Source organism: Comamonas sp. GB3 AK4-5 (assembly GCF_041320665.1).
Lineage (GTDB): Bacteria > Pseudomonadota > Gammaproteobacteria > Burkholderiales > Burkholderiaceae_C > Comamonas.
The window spans coordinates 3302413-3317945 of sequence record NZ_CP166730.1 but is presented as its reverse complement, the minus strand read 5'-3'; the positions used below and the strand labels follow the sequence as shown (position 1 = coordinate 3317945).

16 protein-coding genes are annotated in these 15533 nt (G+C 65.5%); 14 read left to right on the top strand and 2 right to left on the bottom strand.

Features of this window, described 5'->3' with window-relative positions; translation table 11 throughout:
- The first annotated feature begins 5 nt into the window (after positions 1-5).
- The 14 genes from ACA027_RS15010 (at position 6) to ACA027_RS14945 (ending at position 13978) form a co-directional block, all read left to right on the top strand.
- Positions 6-1865 carry a TonB-dependent receptor domain-containing protein gene (locus ACA027_RS15010; RefSeq protein WP_370679004.1) on the top strand — a complete coding sequence of 620 codons (1860 nt, stop codon included), beginning with the start codon at positions 6-8 and terminating at the stop codon, positions 1863-1865.
- Between the two features lie 50 nt (positions 1866-1915).
- On the top strand, positions 1916-3355 hold the full coding sequence (locus ACA027_RS15005; protein WP_370679003.1) for a cobyrinate a,c-diamide synthase: 1440 nt from the start codon (positions 1916-1918) through the stop codon (positions 3353-3355).
- 17 nt (positions 3356-3372) lie between these two features.
- The gene (locus ACA027_RS15000; protein ID WP_370679002.1) at positions 3373-3972 is read left to right on the top strand and encodes a bifunctional adenosylcobinamide kinase/adenosylcobinamide-phosphate guanylyltransferase; all 600 of its coding nucleotides are present in this window, start codon (positions 3373-3375) and stop codon (positions 3970-3972) included.
- Positions 3969-4994, top strand: coding sequence for an ABC transporter substrate-binding protein (locus ACA027_RS14995; RefSeq protein WP_370679001.1), 1026 nt, complete (start codon positions 3969-3971; stop codon positions 4992-4994). The genes ACA027_RS15000 and ACA027_RS14995 overlap by 4 nt, the downstream gene beginning before the upstream one ends.
- Positions 4994-6022: a FecCD family ABC transporter permease gene (locus ACA027_RS14990; protein WP_370679000.1), complete on the top strand. Its 1029-nt coding sequence runs from the start codon at positions 4994-4996 to the stop codon at positions 6020-6022. The genes ACA027_RS14995 and ACA027_RS14990 overlap by 1 nt, the downstream gene beginning before the upstream one ends.
- A gap of 29 nt (positions 6023-6051) precedes the next feature.
- On the top strand, positions 6052-6810 hold the full coding sequence (locus ACA027_RS14985; RefSeq protein WP_370678999.1) for an ABC transporter ATP-binding protein: 759 nt from the start codon (positions 6052-6054) through the stop codon (positions 6808-6810).
- A gap of 69 nt (positions 6811-6879) precedes the next feature.
- Positions 6880-7557: an energy-coupling factor ABC transporter permease gene (locus ACA027_RS14980; RefSeq protein ID WP_370678998.1), complete on the top strand. Its 678-nt coding sequence runs from the start codon at positions 6880-6882 to the stop codon at positions 7555-7557.
- A gap of 194 nt (positions 7558-7751) precedes the next feature.
- The gene (gene cobO / locus ACA027_RS14975; protein ID WP_370678997.1) at positions 7752-8321 is read left to right on the top strand and encodes a cob(I)yrinic acid a,c-diamide adenosyltransferase; all 570 of its coding nucleotides are present in this window, start codon (positions 7752-7754) and stop codon (positions 8319-8321) included.
- A gap of 135 nt (positions 8322-8456) precedes the next feature.
- Positions 8457-8939, top strand: coding sequence for a hypothetical protein (locus ACA027_RS14970; protein WP_370678996.1), 483 nt, complete (start codon positions 8457-8459; stop codon positions 8937-8939).
- A 148-nt stretch (positions 8940-9087) separates the two neighbouring features.
- Positions 9088-9810, top strand: a complete 723-nt coding sequence (gene bluB, locus ACA027_RS14965; RefSeq protein ID WP_370678995.1) for a 5,6-dimethylbenzimidazole synthase — start codon at positions 9088-9090, stop codon at positions 9808-9810.
- A 6-nt stretch (positions 9811-9816) separates the two neighbouring features.
- Positions 9817-10905, top strand: coding sequence for an adenosylcobinamide-phosphate synthase CbiB (cbiB, locus tag ACA027_RS14960; protein ID WP_370678994.1), 1089 nt, complete (start codon positions 9817-9819; stop codon positions 10903-10905).
- Positions 10895-11893, top strand: coding sequence for an aminotransferase class I/II-fold pyridoxal phosphate-dependent enzyme (locus tag ACA027_RS14955; protein ID WP_370678993.1), 999 nt, complete (start codon positions 10895-10897; stop codon positions 11891-11893). The genes cbiB and ACA027_RS14955 overlap by 11 nt, the downstream gene beginning before the upstream one ends.
- Positions 11894-11906: 13 nt before the next feature.
- Positions 11907-13415, top strand: coding sequence for a cobyric acid synthase (locus ACA027_RS14950; protein WP_370678992.1), 1509 nt, complete (start codon positions 11907-11909; stop codon positions 13413-13415).
- Positions 13416-13513: 98 nt separating this feature from the next.
- Positions 13514-13978 carry a hypothetical protein gene (locus ACA027_RS14945; RefSeq protein ID WP_370678991.1) on the top strand — a complete coding sequence of 155 codons (465 nt, stop codon included), beginning with the start codon at positions 13514-13516 and terminating at the stop codon, positions 13976-13978.
- A 95-nt stretch (positions 13979-14073) separates the two neighbouring features.
- On the opposite strand, the gene ACA027_RS14940 is transcribed toward ACA027_RS14945, so the two are convergent.
- Positions 14074-14685, bottom strand: coding sequence for a cupin domain-containing protein (locus ACA027_RS14940; protein ID WP_370678990.1), 612 nt, complete (start codon positions 14683-14685; stop codon positions 14074-14076).
- 68 nt (positions 14686-14753) lie between these two features.
- Positions 14754-15512: an SDR family NAD(P)-dependent oxidoreductase gene (locus ACA027_RS14935; RefSeq protein ID WP_370678989.1), complete on the bottom strand. Its 759-nt coding sequence runs from the start codon at positions 15510-15512 to the stop codon at positions 14754-14756.
- Positions 15513-15533 lie beyond the last annotated feature (21 nt).

The window sequence follows — 15533 nt, the reverse complement described above, 5'->3', positions numbered from 1 at the left end:
CTCCAATGAGTTCGTTTTCTCAGCAGTGCGCGGGCGCTGCTTCGTCGCTGGCCGCGCATGCCGCCAGCGTGGCCGTGGGGCTGACGGCACTGGCTGCAGCAACGGTGCATGCCGCCAATCTGGATGATGTAGTGGTGTCGGCCACGCGCAGCGAGCAACGCCTGGCCGATGTGGTGGCGGACATCACGGTGGTGGACCGTGATCAGCTGGACCAGCAGGCTGGCCGCTCCCTGGAAGATGTAATGGCCAAGTTGCCCGGCGTGCAGATCACCCGCAATGGTGGTCCAGGATCCGACACCAGTCTGTACCTGCGGGGCGCCAGCAAGCAGCACACGGCGGTGTACATCGATGGGATTCGGGTGGATGGACAAAACGGCTCGGGTGGCGCGCAGTGGGAATCCTTGCCCGTTGATTTGATAGACCGTATCGAAGTGCTGCGCGGTGCTGCTGGTGCTGTGTATGGCTCGGACGCCCTGGCGGGGGTAGTGCAGATTTTCACCAAACGTGGCGAAGATGGAGTGCATCCTTTCATTGGGGTTGGCGCCGGTACCTACGGCAGCAGCAAGGGCGAGGCCGGCCTCAGCGGTGCGCATGGTGCCGTGGATTACGCACTGGGCGTTTCTTATGCGACAAGCAAGGGCTTTGACTCCAAGACCAATGGGGTGCACAACGAAGACCGTGATGGCTACACCCGCAAATCCGCCAATGCGCGCGTGGGTCTGCAGCTGAGCAAGGTTCACCGCTTGGATCTGACGGCGCTGACCAGTAAATCCGATGCGGGCTATGACGCCACCAAATCAATCCAGGACGATCGGGCGATCCGTGAGTTCGATGCCTATGGCTTGACATGGGCGGCCCAGTGGACAGAGGGCTACCGCACACGTCTGTCCGTGAGCGAGTCCACCAACCGCTACCAGACCACGGGCACCAGCCTTTATGAGGCGGAAACCCGGCTGCGCACCTTGCTGTTGCAAAACGAATGGAAACTGGGGCAGGGGACGCTGAGCCTGGCGCTGGAGCGGCGTGAAGATGCGCTGGAGAACACAGGGCTGAAAAACACCAACCGCAAGGAACGCGATCAGACAGGCATCGCCGTAGGCTATGGCGCCAAATATGGCAACCATACCGTGCAGCTCAATGCCCGCAGTGACGATGACAGTGACTTTGGTCGCAAGAACACGGGCGGCATTGGTTATGGCTGGGATTTCGCCCCCCAGTGGCGGGCTACGGCTTCCGCCTCGACCGGCTTTCGTGTGCCCAGCTTGTACCAGCGTTTCTCGGCCTATGGCGACTCTACATTGGCGCCTGAAGAGAGCTTGAACAAGGAAATCGGCCTGCGCTGGGCGCAGCAGGGCAATCACCTGGGCATCACGCTCTACCACAACAAGCTCAAGAACCTGGTGTCCTACCAAAAGGGGCTGGGCAGTTGCGGCATGCCGTCCTGTTATGTGAATGTGGATCGCGCCTTGCTGCAGGGCATTACCATCGCTGGCGCCTATCGCACCGGCATGCTGAAGTGGTATGGCTCGGTGGATTTTCAAAACCCCAAGAACGAAGAGACTGGCAAGCTGCTGGAGCGCCGCTCACGCCGCTTTGCCACCCTGGGCGTGGATGCTGCTGTGCAAGGCTGGACCCTGGGAGCCGAAATGCAGGCGGCCAGCCGCCGCTATAACGGCAAGGATGACAAGGTGATGACGCTGGCCGGCTACACCTTGTTCAACCTGTCCGCGTCCCGGCAAATCGCCAGGGACTTCACGCTCACCGCGCGCGTCGACAACCTGATGGACAAGGACTACACCTTGGCCCAGGACTACGCCACGCCGGGCCGCACCTTCTGGGTGGGCCTCAAGTGGATGCCCCACTAGGGCCATACGGATGCCCGAACAGCCCACCTGCAATGCCTGAGAAAGTTCGCATGCCACACACGACCTCTGCTTCTGCCCCAGTCCACCACTGCGTAGCCCTGCTGATTGCCGCACCGGCCTCCGGCCAGGGCAAGACCACCGTCACGGCGGCCCTGGCGCGCTGGCATACCCGACAGGGCCGCCGGGTGCGCGTGTTCAAGTGCGGGCCGGACTTTCTCGATCCCTATTGGCACCAGTTGGCCAGTGGCGCGCCCGTGCACAACCTGGACGGCTGGATGGTGGGCATGGACGAGGTCCGCGCCCGCCTGCACGCGGCGGCCGGCGAGGCCGATGTCATCCTCATCGAAGGCGTGATGGGCTTGTTCGATGGCAGCCCCACAGCAGCCGATCTGGCCGAGCAGCTGGGCATACCGGTGTTGCTGGTGGTCGATGCCTCGGCCATGGCCGGCAGCTTTGGTGCCCTGGTGCTGGGCATGCAGCAATACCAGACGGGTGTGCCCTGGGCCGGCGTGCTGGCCAACCGCGTGGCCAGCACCATGCATGCGCATATGCTGCAGACCAGCTTGCGCACGCCCGCGCTGTGGCTGGGCGCCTTGCCACCCCTGGGCCAGGGCAAGAATGGGCCATTGCTGCCCGAGCGTCATCTGGGCCTGGTGGCCGCGCACGAGCTGCCCGATGCCATGGCCCGCCTGAACACTGCGGCAGACCAATTGGCAGAGACCCCGCTGGGTCAAATGGGCTGGGAAGACTGGCTGCGCTTTAGCGTGGAGTTTCCAGCCCCGACCGCCGCCCTGGAGGCGCCCCAGCCCTGGTTGCGGGGCCGCACCATTGCCGTGGCCAGCGATGCCGCTTTCAGCTTTATCTACCCGGCCAATCTGGATTGTCTGGTAGCCATGGGGGCCAATCTGGCGTTCTTCTCGCCGTTGGCAGGTGAAGGCCTACCGCCCTGCGATGCGCTATGGCTGCCCGGTGGCTACCCCGAGCTGCATGCGGCTGCACTGGCGGCCAACCGCAGCCTGCAGGCCGATCTGCAAGCCCATGTGGCGGCGGGTAAGCCCGTGTGGGCCGAATGCGGCGGCATGCTGGCGCTGGGCCAGCAGATGAGCGATGTGGATGGCCAGGCCCAGCCGCTGTGGGGCATCCTGCCTGGCACTGGCCAAATGCAAAACAAATTGGCCGGTCTGGGCATGCAGCAATGCGTGTTGCAAGGCGGCGTGCTGCGCGGCCACACCTTTCACTATTCGCGCTTTGATTGCACGGCCACCGAAGTGGCGCGCACCAGCCGGGCGCGCCAGAAGGCAGAGGCCGGCAAGGGCGAGGCCGTCTACCAACATGGCAGCGTGCATGCCAGCTATTTTCACGCCTGGTTTGCTTCGCACCCGCGTGCCGTGGCTGCGCTGTTCGGCGCCGAGCCGTTGCGCTGGGGTGATGCAGGCGATGCAGCAGGCGAAGAGGGCGCTGTCGCAAGCGTCGCACACGCACTTTCATAATGCAGCCCGTGCACACCATGAGCCCCACCCTATCCAAGCCCACAGCGCCCTGGCAGGAGCTGATTTTGGGCGGCCAGAAAAGCGGCAAGACCCGTCGTGCCGAGCAGGCCGCGCGCGACTGGATGGACGCCGCGCCCAGCCGCCAGGCTGTCTATCTGGCCACCGGCCAGGCCTGGGACGATGAAATGCGCGCCCGTATTGCCCGCCACCAGGTCGAGCGCGCCGAGCGCGTGCCCGGTATGCAAACGGTGGAAGCGCCACGGCTGCTGGCCCAGGCCTTGCAGACCCATAGCAGCCCGCAGTGCCTAGTGGTGGTGGACTGCCTGACGCTGTGGCTGACCCACTGGATGATGCCAATGGAGGATGCCGTGTCTTCCGCATCCAATCAGGCTGCAGCGCAGGACTGGAGCGCGCAGCGTGCTCTCTTTCTGGAAGTTCTCCCGCGCTGCCCCGGCCCCGTGGTGGTGGTGGGCAATGAAATTGGTTTGGGCGTGATCCCCTTGGGCCGCGAAGTGCGAGCCTTTGTGGATGCGCTCGGTGTCTTGAACCAGGATGTGGCCCGTACATGCAGCCGCGCCACCTTGATGGCAGCGGGCCTACCGCTGTGCTTGAAATGAGCTTTCAACTCCTTGTTTTTGCGCTGCGGCGCACGGCCTTGGCCGCGCTGCTGCTGGGCACGGCCTTGGCCGCGCTGCTGCTGGGCACTGCCATGGCGGCCCAGTCTGCTGCGGCACAAGCCCAGCCTGCGCTGTCGGCTGCCCAGCGTGCGGCTGCCATTCCGGTGTTGGCCGAGTCGGCCCGGCTGGCGCCCCAGCCCATCACGGATGACCGTGGCAAGACCATCAAGCTGGCCAAGCCACCGCAGCGCATTGTCAGCCTGCTGCCTTCGCTGACCGAAAGCACCTGCGCCTTGGGCCTGTGTGACCGGCTGGTGGGGGTGGATCGCTATTCCGACTGGCCGGCATCGATCAAAAAGCTGCCCGTGGTGGGCGGCGGGCTGGACCCCAGCGTGGAATCGGTGGTGGCGCTCAAGCCCGATCTGGTGCTGCTGTCCCATTCCTCGAAAGCGGCGGAGCGGCTGGAGGCCCTGGGTCTGCCTGTGGCCGCGCTGGACATGAAGTCGCAGGCCGGTGTGCACCGGGTGCTGGGTCAGTTGGGCCAGTTGCTGGGCGTGGCGCCCGAGCAAGGTGCCGAGCGCGTGTGGCGCGCGCTGCAGGCCGGTGTGGCCGATGCGGCACAGCGCATTCCGGCAGAGGTCAAGCACAGCCGGGTGTATTTTGAAGTGAGCCGTGGCCCCTATGCGGCCGGGCCGCAGTCCTTCATCGGCGAGACATTGACCCTGCTGGGCGTGGACAACGTGGTGCCCGCCGACCTGGGCCCATTCCCGCGCCTGAGCCCCGAATTCTTGCTGCGTGCCCAGCCCGATGTGATCTTGCTGGGCAACCGCAGCATGCAGGCGGCCACGGCCTATCCGGGTTGGAACAGCCTCAAAGCCATCAAGGGCGGGCATTTGTGTGTCTTCAATGACCAACAGTCCTTCACCATTGTGCGGCCCGGACCGCGCATGGCCGAGGCCGCGCATTTGATCGCCCAGTGCCTGATAGACAAGGCCCCGCGCAAGGCGCAGGGAGGGCGGTAATGGCGGCCACCGATCTGGATCGCTCACCGGGCCTGCGCCGCAGTGCCTTGCTGGCCTGGCTGCTGGCCGTGTTGACACTGCTGTTTCTGGCCGTGGGTGCCAGCGTGGGCAGCACCGGCTGGGAAAGCGTGCTGCGCATGCGCGACGACGCCACGTCCTGGCAGATCGTGATGGACATCCGCTTGCCGCGCTCCATGGGGGCCTGGTTGGCCGGTGCACTGCTGGGCCTGGCGGGCGCGGTGGCACAAGGCCTTTTTCGCAACCCGCTGGCCGACCCGTATTTGCTGGGCAGCGCCTCGGGCGCCTCGCTGGGCAGCGCCCTGGGCCTGGTGCTGATGGGCTCGTCCCTCACCAGCCTGAGCCTGGTCTACCGCCTGGGTATGACGGGCATGGCCTTTGCCGGTGCGGCCTGCGCCGTGGGCCTTACCGTGGTGCTGGCGCGCAATGTGCAAAACACGCTGCGCCTGCTGCTGGCCGGGGTGATTGTGGGCGTGGTGCTGGGCGCCGTGCGTGATCTGCTGGAGCTGCGCCACCCCGATATTTTGCAGGCCATGCAGGCCTTTACCCTGGGCACCTCGGCCTTTGTGGGCTGGGAAAGCTGTGCGTTGATGGCGGCCGTGCTGCTGCTGTGCGCGCTGGCCACCTGGGTCTGCTCCCGCGTGCTCGATGGCCTGAGCCTGGGCGAGGCCACGGCCACCAGCCTGGGTCTGCCGCTGACCCAGCTGCGCTATGGCCTGGTGGCCGTGTTGGCGCTGGCCACCGGCACTTCGGTGGCGCAAACCGGTTTGATTGCCTTTGTGGGCCTGGCCGCACCGCATCTGGTGCGCAGCCTGGTGCGGGTAGGCCATGGCCGCAGCACGCTGCTGGCGGCGGCCATGGGTGGTGTGCTGCTGCTGGCGGCCGATATTTTGGCGCGCTGGCTGGTCGCCCCGCAGGAGCTGCCCGTGGGCGTGCTCACCGCGGCCCTGGGCGGCAGCTATCTGCTGTGGCGCATGCACCGCAGCACCGGCATCGGAGGGCGGCGATGAGCAGGGTAAAAACTCCCGAATCTATAGCTATGCAAGCGCATGGCATTTGCGCCAGCGTGCATTCCACCCCCATATTGCATGGGCTGTCCGTGCAGTTCGCACAAGGGCGCTGGACCAGCATCGTCGGCCCCAATGGCGCGGGCAAGTCCAGCCTGCTCAAGGTGCTGGGTGGCCTGTGGCCGGCCTCGCATCTGCAAGGCCGGGTGGAGCTGCTGGGCCGGCCGCTTGCGGCCTGGCCGCGCAAGCAAAGAGCCCAGACCCTGGCCTGGCTGGGCCAGGGCGAAGTGGTGACCGAAGACCTGACCGTGCTGGACGTGGCCCTGCTGGGCCGCTTGCCCCACCAGGCCTGGCTGGCGGCGCCCAGCAGCGAAGACCATGCCGTGGTAGAGCGCTGCCTGCGCGCCACCCATGCCTGGGAATGGCGCCACCGGCCGGTGGTGGAGCTCTCGGGCGGCGAGCGCCAGCGCGTGCTGCTGGCCCGTGCGCTGGCGGTGCAGGCCCAGGTGCTGCTGATGGATGAGCCCCTGGCCAATCTGGACCCACCGCACCAGACCGACTGGATGCAGTCCGTGCGTGCCCTGGTGGCGCAGGGCAGCACCGTGGTCAGCGTGTTACATGAGCTGTCATTCGCCTTGATGGCTGACGATATGGTGGTGATGGCCAGCGGCCGGGTGGTGCACCACGGTGCCTGCCAGGCACCGGAAACCCATGCCGCACTGGAAGCCGTGTTCGATCACCGCATCCGCATCTGCCAGGTGGAAGACCTGTGGATGGCGCTGCCCCGCTGAAGCGCTGAAGGGCACATTGATTTTTAACCTGCATTGCACGCAATGCCAAACAGTGGAAGGAAACCTGCCATGCATATCGAACCGGGTCTGGTGGATGGAAGCAAGATACTGCTGAGCTACGCCACGGCCACCGCCGCGCTGGCGTATACGGCCAGGCTGGCATGGGGCATGTGGCGGCAAAGCGGGCCACAGGCCTTGCTGTTGCGCTCGGCCCTGGCGGCTGCGCTGGTGTTTGTGTTTTTTGAGGTGTTTCCCCACCACCCGGTGGGCGTGTCCGAGGTGCATCTGATTTTGGGCACCACCTTGCTGCTGATTTTTGGCGCGGCCCCGGCCGCCATCGGGCTGGCTGTCGGCCTGCTGGTGCAAAGCCTGTTTTTTGCGCCGCAAGACCTGCCCCAGTACGGCATGAATGTGACCACCTTGCTGGTGCCGCTGTTTGCCACTGCCGCTCTGGCGCGGCGCGTGGTACCCCAGCAGATGGCCTATGTGGACCTGAGTTACACGCAAACCTTGAAGCTGTCGGTGGCCTACCAGGGCGGCATTGTGCTGTGGGTGGGTTTCTGGGCCATCTACGGCCAGGGCGCCGGTGCGACGAATCTGGCCGACATCAGCCGCTTTGGCGCGGCCTATATGACGGTGGTGCTGCTGGAGCCCCTGATTGATCTGGCGGTGCTGGCCCTGGCCAAATCCTGGCAGCGCCTGCAAGGCAGCGCCCTGGTGGAGCGCCGCGTCTACCAGGCGGTCTGAGACCTGCTAACACAACCCTTGATACGTCGTTGCTTCGTCTTGTCGTACCTCTGTACTGCCTGCGACTTCGCGCCTCGTCTCAAGCGCAAATCTTCGATTTGCTGGGTCGTGTGAGCGGCTCTAAGCACGTTTTTTGATATCGCGTGGGCCGCTGCGGCGGCCCGCTTTTTTGAATCTGCTGAATCACTCTCCCCATGCAAATAGAAACGCCTCCCTCCGAAAAGCCCTATGAAAAGCCCGAGGGCGAACGCCGTGGCCTGGTCATCATCAACACCGGCGACGGCAAGGGCAAGAGCACGGCCGCGTTCGGCCTGGCTTTCCGCGCCACGGGCCGGGGCAAGGCCGTCAAGGTCTTCCAGTTCATGAAGGTGCCCACGGCGCGTTTTGGCGAGCATCGCCTGGCCGATCAGGTGGGCCTGCCCATCGAAGGCCTGGGCGACGGCTTCAGCTGGAAAAGCCGCGATCTGGAGCATTCCGCTCAGCTGGCCCGCGATGGCTGGGAAAAGGCCAAGGCAGCCATCTTGTCGGGCGAATACTTTCTGGTGGTGCTCGACGAAATCACCTACCCGCTGATTTATGGCTGGCTGCCGCTGGAGTCCGTGCTGGAGACCCTGAAGGCCAGGCCCAAGGAGGTTCATGTCTGCCTGACTGGCCGCCGTTGCCCGCAGGAACTCATCGATCTGGCCGATACCGTGACCGAGATGAAGCTGATCAAGCACGCTTTCCAGGCGGGTATCCCGGCCCAGCGCGGCATTGAGGATTGACCATTCTTGACCATCTCCGCGCTGGCGCAGCAGCATGTCAAAGGTGTGAATCGCTGGTGCATTTGTTTGTAATAAAAAAAAGTTCGCTTAGACTGCGCGGCACGCAGGTATGTGCCTGCTTTCTTTGAATCTTCTATGCATACCAGTATTGCGTTTGTGACCCGTCACCGTCTTCGTGCAGCCCAGGCAGCAGCCGTGCTGGCCCTCAGCGGCCTGCTCAGCGCCTGCTATGTGGTGCCCATGCAGCCCACGGTGGGTGGTCCTGTGCAGTCGCCCGCAGCGGCTGCTGCCAGCGCGCAGCAGCCCGTGGCAAGCACGGTCACTTTCAATGCGCGCATGTATCCCGCCAACGACCTGGCCGCCAAATACGGTGCGGTGCAGGGCACGGTGACCAACGACCTGCATGGTCGCGGCATCTTCACCGCCAATGTGGCTGGCGAAACCTATACCGGCGAAGCCACACGCAACCCAGGCAATAGCCGCGGCGGCATGGCCAATGGCGTGGGCAGCCGCGGTGGCTGGATGAAGTGCAGCTACCAGATGAACTCCAACGCGCTGGGCACCGGCGAGTGCGAGCTGAACAACGGCGCACGCTTCACCATGCACCTGGGCAGCTAAGCCAGACAGGGCGCGTCGGGCCATTGACTATCGCCCGCCGCTTTGCTGCAAAGACCTCTTCGGAGGTCTTTTTTTATGCGCGAAAAGTTCACGCTTTCTTTGAGGTCGCTGACTGGCAGGAGAGGGGGATTGGCCGACAATGGTCGGTATGTCCGAGCCTGATGTTCCCACCCCCGCTTCCACCATCCCCGCCACGCCTTTTACCGAGGCCGAGCGCGCCGCGGTCTACCGCGCGATTTACGAGCGCCGCGACATGCGCCATTTCGCGGGCGGCCAGGTGGAGAGCGAAGTGTTGCTGCGCCTGCTGCGTGCCGCCCACCATGCGCCCAGCGTGGGGTTTATGCAGCCCTGGCGCTTCATCCGGGTGAAGAGCCCGGTGCTGCGCCAGGCCATCCACGCGCTGGTGGAAGAAGAGCGTGTGCGCACGGCCCGGGCCCTGCGCGCGCGCGAGGAAGACTTTATGCAACTCAAGGTGCAGGGCGTGCTGGATGCGGCCGAGGTGCTGGTGGTGGCCATGCCGCCGGGGCGCGAGGCGCATATCTTTGGTCGCCGCACCCTGCCCGAGATGGACATTGCCAGCAGCGGCTGCGCCATCCAGAACCTGTGGCTGGCCGCACGCGCCGAAGGGCTGGGCATGGGCTGGGTGTCCATCTTCGATCCCCAGGCCCTGGCAGCCCTGCTGCAGATGCCACCCGGCGCCCACCCGCTGGGTGTGCTGTGCCTGGGGCCGGTGAATGCCTATTACGCCGAGCCCATGCTGCAGCAGGAAAAATGGGCCAGCCGCGCGCCCTTGGAAGACATGCTGATGGATGACCTCTGGGATGCCTCGCGCATTGCTCCGCCGCCTGCGGGCCAGCACTCTGGCGCATAACAAGGCATGACTGCTATCACCTGGTGGGAGTTGCTGGCCTGGTCTTTCAGCCCGCTGGCCTGGCTGTACAAGGCATGGATGGCGCCCGAGGTGGCAGCCCAGCTGCTGTGGGCGCGCCATGGACTTGGCGCGCTGCTGGCCGTGGTGGTGGCCCTGGCGCTGGACAGGCTGTGGGGTGAGCCCCCCACCTGGCTGCACCCCGTGGTCTATATGGGCAAAGCCCTGGGCTGGCTGGGCCAGCGTGTGGCCGCGCGCGAAGAAGTCGCGCGGGATTACCAGCGTTTTGTACTCGCAGCGCTGCTGTGGTGCGCATTGGCTGCTCTGGTTTTTATTGCGTACGGGGTGGTCTTGTTCCTGCTGCCCTACGAGCCCTGGTGGCTGACCGGGGTGGTCGTGGGCGTGCTGCTCAAGCCGCTGCTGTCCTGGCGCATGCTCAAGGACGAGGTGCTGGCCGTGGAAGCCGCGCTGCAGCAGTCGCTGCCCGCAGGGCGCGAGCGTTTGCGCTGGCTGGTTAGCCGCGACACCGCACAGCTGGATGCCGCCACGGTGCGCGAAAGCGCCATCGAAACCCTGGCCGAGAATTTGAATGACTCCGTGATTGCTCCGCTGTTCTGGTTTGCCGTGGCCGGCCTGCCGGGCGCGGCGCTGTATCGATTGGCGAACACGGCCGATGCCATGTGGGGCTATCCCGGTTGGCGCGGCCAGGGCGCGCAGCGCCGCCACTGGCAATGGGCTGGCAAATGGGCGGCACGGGCCGATGATGTGCTGAGCTGGCTGCCGGCCCGCCTCACGGCAGCCTGGCTGGCGCTGCTGGCCGGTGGCCTGAACTGGCAGGCCTTGCGGCGCGATGCCGCCGTCACCCCATCGCCCAATGGCGGCTGGCCCATGGGGGCCATGGCCCAGGCGCTGGGCGTGCACCTGTCCAAGCCCGGCGTCTACCAGCTCAACCCCGAGGGGAGTGCACCGGAATCTGCCGATCTGCTGCGTGCCGTGGCTTTGGCATCTAAAGTGCTTGTAACGCAGGTGGTCTGCGCATTGGCAGCTATGATTTTGATTGCATTGTGGATGTGGAGGACCAGCACCCATGGCGGATAACCTGCATGGCGGCACGGACGCGCTGGGCGTGCCTGCCCATGATTTCTCCACCAACCGCAATGCCTGCGGGCCTTGCCCCGCCGCAGAGGCTGCACTGCAGGCCGCCCATGGGGCGCAATACCCCGATCCGCTCTATACCGAGCTGCGCGCACAGCTGGCGGCCTTCCACGGCGTGGCGCTGGAGCGCCTGCTCATAGGCGGCAGCAGCAGCGAGCTGATTCACCGCCTGACCCAGCATGCGCTGCGCAGCGGCGCCCGTGGCATCAGCCTGCCTCCGCACCACTATGGTGACTACGCCCAGGCCGCTGCGGTCTGGGGTCTGGCGCAGCAGGGACGTGAACAGGCCGAGCTGCACTGGTGGTGCGAGCCCTCCAGCCCTTTGGGGCAACTTGAGGTTGAAGGCTTTCCCCCTCTCCCCCAGGGAGAGGGTTGGGGTGAGGGTGCACGTTCCTGGCATGTACTCGACTGCGCTTACCGCCCGCTGTGGCTGGAAGGGGCAGCGCCCGCGCGCCATCTGGATGGCCTGTGGCAGCTGTGGACGCCCAACAAGGCCCTGGGAATGACAGGGGTGCGCGCGGCTTATGCGATTGCGCCCGTGCATGTCTCTTCGGCCGAGATGCAGGCGCTGCGCGCGCTGGCGCCATCCTGGGTGGTGGGGGCGCACGGCGTGGCCATGCTGCAGGCCTGGGTCACGACCGAGGTACAGCAATGGCTGGCACACAGCCTGGACCAGCTGCGCGCCTGGAAGGCGCAGCAGCTGGCGCTGTGCGCGCGCCTGGGCTGGCAGGTGCTGCCCGGCCACCAAGCCAATTACTTTGTGGCGCGGCTGCCGCTGGATGCAGGCGATCTGGCCAAGCGCCTGACCGCCTTGCGTGCCCAGGGCATCAAGCTGCGCGACTGCGCCAGTTTTGGACTGCTAGGGGCTGTGCGCCTGGGCGTGCTGCCACCGGCATCGCAGGCCGCGCTGCAAGCCGCCTGGAATGCTTGAAGAGAACGAGAACATGAACCCGCAAATTCAACTGCCGCAGCCCCAGGCCGGCCAACGGCCCGCGCTGTGCGTGATGGTGCTGGGCACCAGCAGCGGCGCCGGCAAAAGCTGGGTGGCCACGGCCTTGTGTGCCTGGTACCGGGCACAGGGCTATAAGGTCGCGCCCTTCAAGGCGCAGAACATGAGCAACAACGCCCGCGTGGTGGCCACGCCCGATGGGCAATGGGGTGAAATTGGCACGGCCCAATACCTGCAGGCCCTGGCTGCGGGCTGCACGCCCGATGTGCGTATGAACCCGTTGCTGCTCAAGCCCGAGGCCGATACGCGCAGCCAGGTGGTCTTGCTTGGCCAAGTGGACGAGGCGCTGTCGCGCATGCCCTGGCGCGGCCGCAGCCTCAAGGTTTGGCCGCAGATTGCCCAGGCCCTGGACGATTTGCGGGCCGAAAACGATGTGGTGGTGATCGAGGGGGCGGGCTCTCCGGCCGAGATCAATCTGCATGCCAGCGATGTGGTGAATATGCGCGTGGCAAAGCATTGCGCGGCGCATTGCCTGCTGGTGGCCGATATCGACCGGGGTGGGGCATTTGCCCATTTGTACGGCACCTGGGCCTTGCTGCCTCCCGATGAGCAGGCCTTGATCCAGGGCTTTGTACTGAACAAATTCCGGGGCGATGCTAATTTGCTGGCGCCCGCGCCGCAGATGCTGCAGGAGAAGACTGGCGTGCCCACGGTGGCCTGCATTCCCATGCAATGGGCCCATGGCCTGCCCGAGGAGGACGGTGTGTTCGACGACCGTGGCAGCCAGGGCGCAGGCCAGGCCGTGCACACCACGGTGGCGGTACTGGCCTATCCCCGCATCAGCAACCTCGATGAATTCCAGCCCCTGCTGCAAGTGCCCGGCCTGCGCCTGGTGTGGGCGCGCTCGCCCGCGCAGCTGCTGGATGCGGACTGGGTCATTCTGCCCGGCAGCAAGGCCACGGTGGCCGACCTGGAGTGGATGCGCAGCCAGGGGCTGGATGCCGCCGTGGTGGCCCATGCCCAGGCCGGCAAACGCGTGCTGGGCATTTGCGGCGGCCTGCAAATGCTGGGTGAGGCGCTGATTGATCTGCATGGTGTGGATGGCAATGCCGCAGGCCTGGGTCTGCTGCCACTGGTGACGCTGTTTGCCCAGGACAAGACCGTGCAGCCCACCACGCTGACCCTGCCGGCGCTGCTGCCGCCCTGGCAGGCCCTGGGTGGGGTGCGTGTGCAGGGCTATGAAATCCACCACGGACAGACCCAGCTGCGGGCCGATATGCAAGCCGGTGCGGCAGACCCCGCACAAGAGCTGCTGCCCGGCATGTGGTGGCAGGGCGGCAACCCGGCTGTGGTCGGCACCTATTTGCATGGCCTGTTTGAAAACGCCAGCGTGGTCCATGCCTTGTTTGGAGAGTCCGCCCCCAGCCTGGACCAGGTGTTTGCGCGGCTGGCGCAAGGCGTGGGGCAGTGGTTTGTGCCGCCGGCCGCCGAGAGCGCGCTGTAGGCTGCGGCCTGCAGGGGCAGCAGGGGTGGGCCGATAGCGTCGCTGTGCAAAAACGGCAATCTAGTGCTGTTATCCACTCTTGGTAATGGAGTTGCCAAATGAAACACTTTGGATTGCGTACGCTGCAGACCACGGTAGGTGCCGTGGCCTTGAGCATGGCGGGCTGGGCACTCGCACAAAGCAGCGACACGCCTGCTGCGCCGGCATCGCCCCCTGCGGCCGATGCCCAGGTCGCCCCCATGCACCAGCCGCCCCATGCGCAGCCCCGGCACAACAAGCCGCGCCATGCACAGCCGCGCAGGGCCGATCACCGCCAGCACATGGGCAACCCGCAGGCCCGGGAAGCCGCCGCCGCACGCCAGGCCGAGCGCCAGGGGCAGTTGGGCGGCCCGCAAAGCGCCAACCAGTACGAGCGCAATGCCATGGCCCGCTGCCAGGTGTTCAAGGCCGATACCGACCGCCATAGCTGCGAGCAGCGCATGCGCCATGGCCATGTCAGCGGTTCCGTGGAAGGTGGCGGCATGCTGATGGAGTACACCGAGCAGGTGCCGGTGTCGCAGTAAATCAGGACAGCTGCATCAACCCAGGCTGCGCCGCCTGGGGGTGATGCAAAGCCCATGATGCAATCGCTTCTGCCTTCCGGGTGGAGGCGATTTTTTTAAAACGTGGGTGGCGTGCACACCCAGAAGATGCTGGCGCGCTCTTTGCCGATATTGCGGTAGGAATGCGGGAGGTGGGAGCGAAAGGAGAAGGCGTCACCGGCTTTGAGCTCGTAGCTGACGCCGTCCAGAATCAGCTCGGCATGGCCGCACAGCACATAGCCCACCTCTTCACCCTCATGGGTGATGGAGGCCCCGCTATGGCCCCCGACCTCGATGTGGTGGATGGTGCACTCCAGCAAATGGCCGTTCTTGAAGGGGATGATGCGCTCGAAGGAGACCCCGCCTGCGCCGCGTTTGCGCTCCAGCGTAATCAGGGGGCGCTTGCCGGCGGGGTAGATGGGGCCTTCGTCGGGGTCCGTCTCATCAAACAGCCACGACACATTGGAGTCCAGCACCCGCACCAGGCGGTGCACCAGGGGCAAAGAGGGCAGCGCTTTTCCATTCTCGATCTTGGAGAGAAGGCTTTCGGAGCATTGGCTCAGCTCAGCCAGCGTGCGCAATGTCAGGTTCTTGGTCTGTCTGGCGAGCTTGAGCTTGACGCCGAGTCTTCTACGCGATTCATCGAGGGCGGGGTCGGCTGGCGCAACACTTTTCTTGACTCTGTCCATACTGCTCAATCTGGCGGGATACGCTAAAGCCCTGGGGGTGCCTGCCCCAGGGCTTATCCACAAAGCTATCAGTGGGCCATTCCCCCATCCACCATCATCGCCTTGGCGGTGATGTACCTGGCTTCCTCTGAGGCCAGAAACACATACATGGGGGAGACCTCCGAGGGAACGCCCTGTCGCCCCAGGGGGACGGCGCGGCGAACGATCTCAGAATGTAACGCGTCGCCCCCCATATGGTCTATGGCTGGGCGGTTGAAGGGCGTGTCAATCCACCCTGGCAGCACGGCGTTGACCCGGATATGGTCGGGCGCCAGCTCTAGGGCCAAGGCCGTGGTGAAGGCGATCACAGCCCCTTTGGCAGCCGCGTATGCGCTCATGCCCGGCGCACCGCGCAGCCCAGCGAGCGAGGCCGTGGTGGTGATGCTGCCGCCGCCCGCGCGCCGCAGGGCGGGTGCGCCGTATTTGGCGGCCAGAAAGGTGCCGCGCGCATTGACCGCGAAGATCGCGTCCCAGGTTTCTGCTTCGAAGGTATCGACCTTGCCTACGCGCATAGCGCCCGCGAGGAAGACCAGGGTATCCAGGCCGCCGAGCAGGCGTTCCGCATCGCGCACCACCTCGCGCATCGAGGCTTCATCGCGTACATCGCAGCCGAGGCCATGGGCTGATGCCCCCAAGGGGCCGAGTTGCGCGATGACCTCCTGCACGCCCGCGCTGTTGATGTCGGCGATGGCGATGCGCGCGCCGTTGCGCACAAAATCTTCTGCACAGGCCCGTCCTATGCCGGTGGCGGCGCCAATGAGCAGCGCCCGTTTTCCCTGAAGTCGCATCACATACTCCCTGTTGAAAAA

What these genes read in the sequence shown, in the direction of transcription:
- ACA027_RS15010 (WP_370679004.1), top strand. Translation starts at nt 6, where the DNA reads ATGAGTTCGTTTTCTCAGCAGTGCGCGGGCGCTGCTTCGTCGCTGGCC.
- ACA027_RS15005 (WP_370679003.1), top strand. Translation starts at nt 1,916, where the DNA reads ATGCCACACACGACCTCTGCTTCTGCCCCAGTCCACCACTGCGTAGCC.
- ACA027_RS15000 (WP_370679002.1), top strand. Translation starts at nt 3,373, where the DNA reads ATGAGCCCCACCCTATCCAAGCCCACAGCGCCCTGGCAGGAGCTGATT.
- ACA027_RS14995 (WP_370679001.1), top strand. Translation starts at nt 3,969, where the DNA reads ATGAGCTTTCAACTCCTTGTTTTTGCGCTGCGGCGCACGGCCTTGGCC.
- ACA027_RS14990 (WP_370679000.1), top strand. Translation starts at nt 4,994, where the DNA reads ATGGCGGCCACCGATCTGGATCGCTCACCGGGCCTGCGCCGCAGTGCC.
- ACA027_RS14985 (WP_370678999.1), top strand. Translation starts at nt 6,052, where the DNA reads ATGCAAGCGCATGGCATTTGCGCCAGCGTGCATTCCACCCCCATATTG.
- ACA027_RS14980 (WP_370678998.1), top strand. Translation starts at nt 6,880, where the DNA reads ATGCATATCGAACCGGGTCTGGTGGATGGAAGCAAGATACTGCTGAGC.
- cobO (WP_370678997.1), top strand. Translation starts at nt 7,752, where the DNA reads ATGCAAATAGAAACGCCTCCCTCCGAAAAGCCCTATGAAAAGCCCGAG.
- ACA027_RS14970 (WP_370678996.1), top strand. Translation starts at nt 8,457, where the DNA reads ATGCATACCAGTATTGCGTTTGTGACCCGTCACCGTCTTCGTGCAGCC.
- bluB (WP_370678995.1), top strand. Translation starts at nt 9,088, where the DNA reads ATGTCCGAGCCTGATGTTCCCACCCCCGCTTCCACCATCCCCGCCACG.
- cbiB (WP_370678994.1), top strand. Translation starts at nt 9,817, where the DNA reads ATGACTGCTATCACCTGGTGGGAGTTGCTGGCCTGGTCTTTCAGCCCG.
- ACA027_RS14955 (WP_370678993.1), top strand. Translation starts at nt 10,895, where the DNA reads ATGGCGGATAACCTGCATGGCGGCACGGACGCGCTGGGCGTGCCTGCC.
- ACA027_RS14950 (WP_370678992.1), top strand. Translation starts at nt 11,907, where the DNA reads ATGAACCCGCAAATTCAACTGCCGCAGCCCCAGGCCGGCCAACGGCCC.
- ACA027_RS14945 (WP_370678991.1), top strand. Translation starts at nt 13,514, where the DNA reads ATGAAACACTTTGGATTGCGTACGCTGCAGACCACGGTAGGTGCCGTG.
- ACA027_RS14940 (WP_370678990.1), bottom strand. Translation starts at nt 14,685, where the DNA reads ATGGACAGAGTCAAGAAAAGTGTTGCGCCAGCCGACCCCGCCCTCGAT.
- ACA027_RS14935 (WP_370678989.1), bottom strand. Translation starts at nt 15,512, where the DNA reads ATGCGACTTCAGGGAAAACGGGCGCTGCTCATTGGCGCCGCCACCGGC.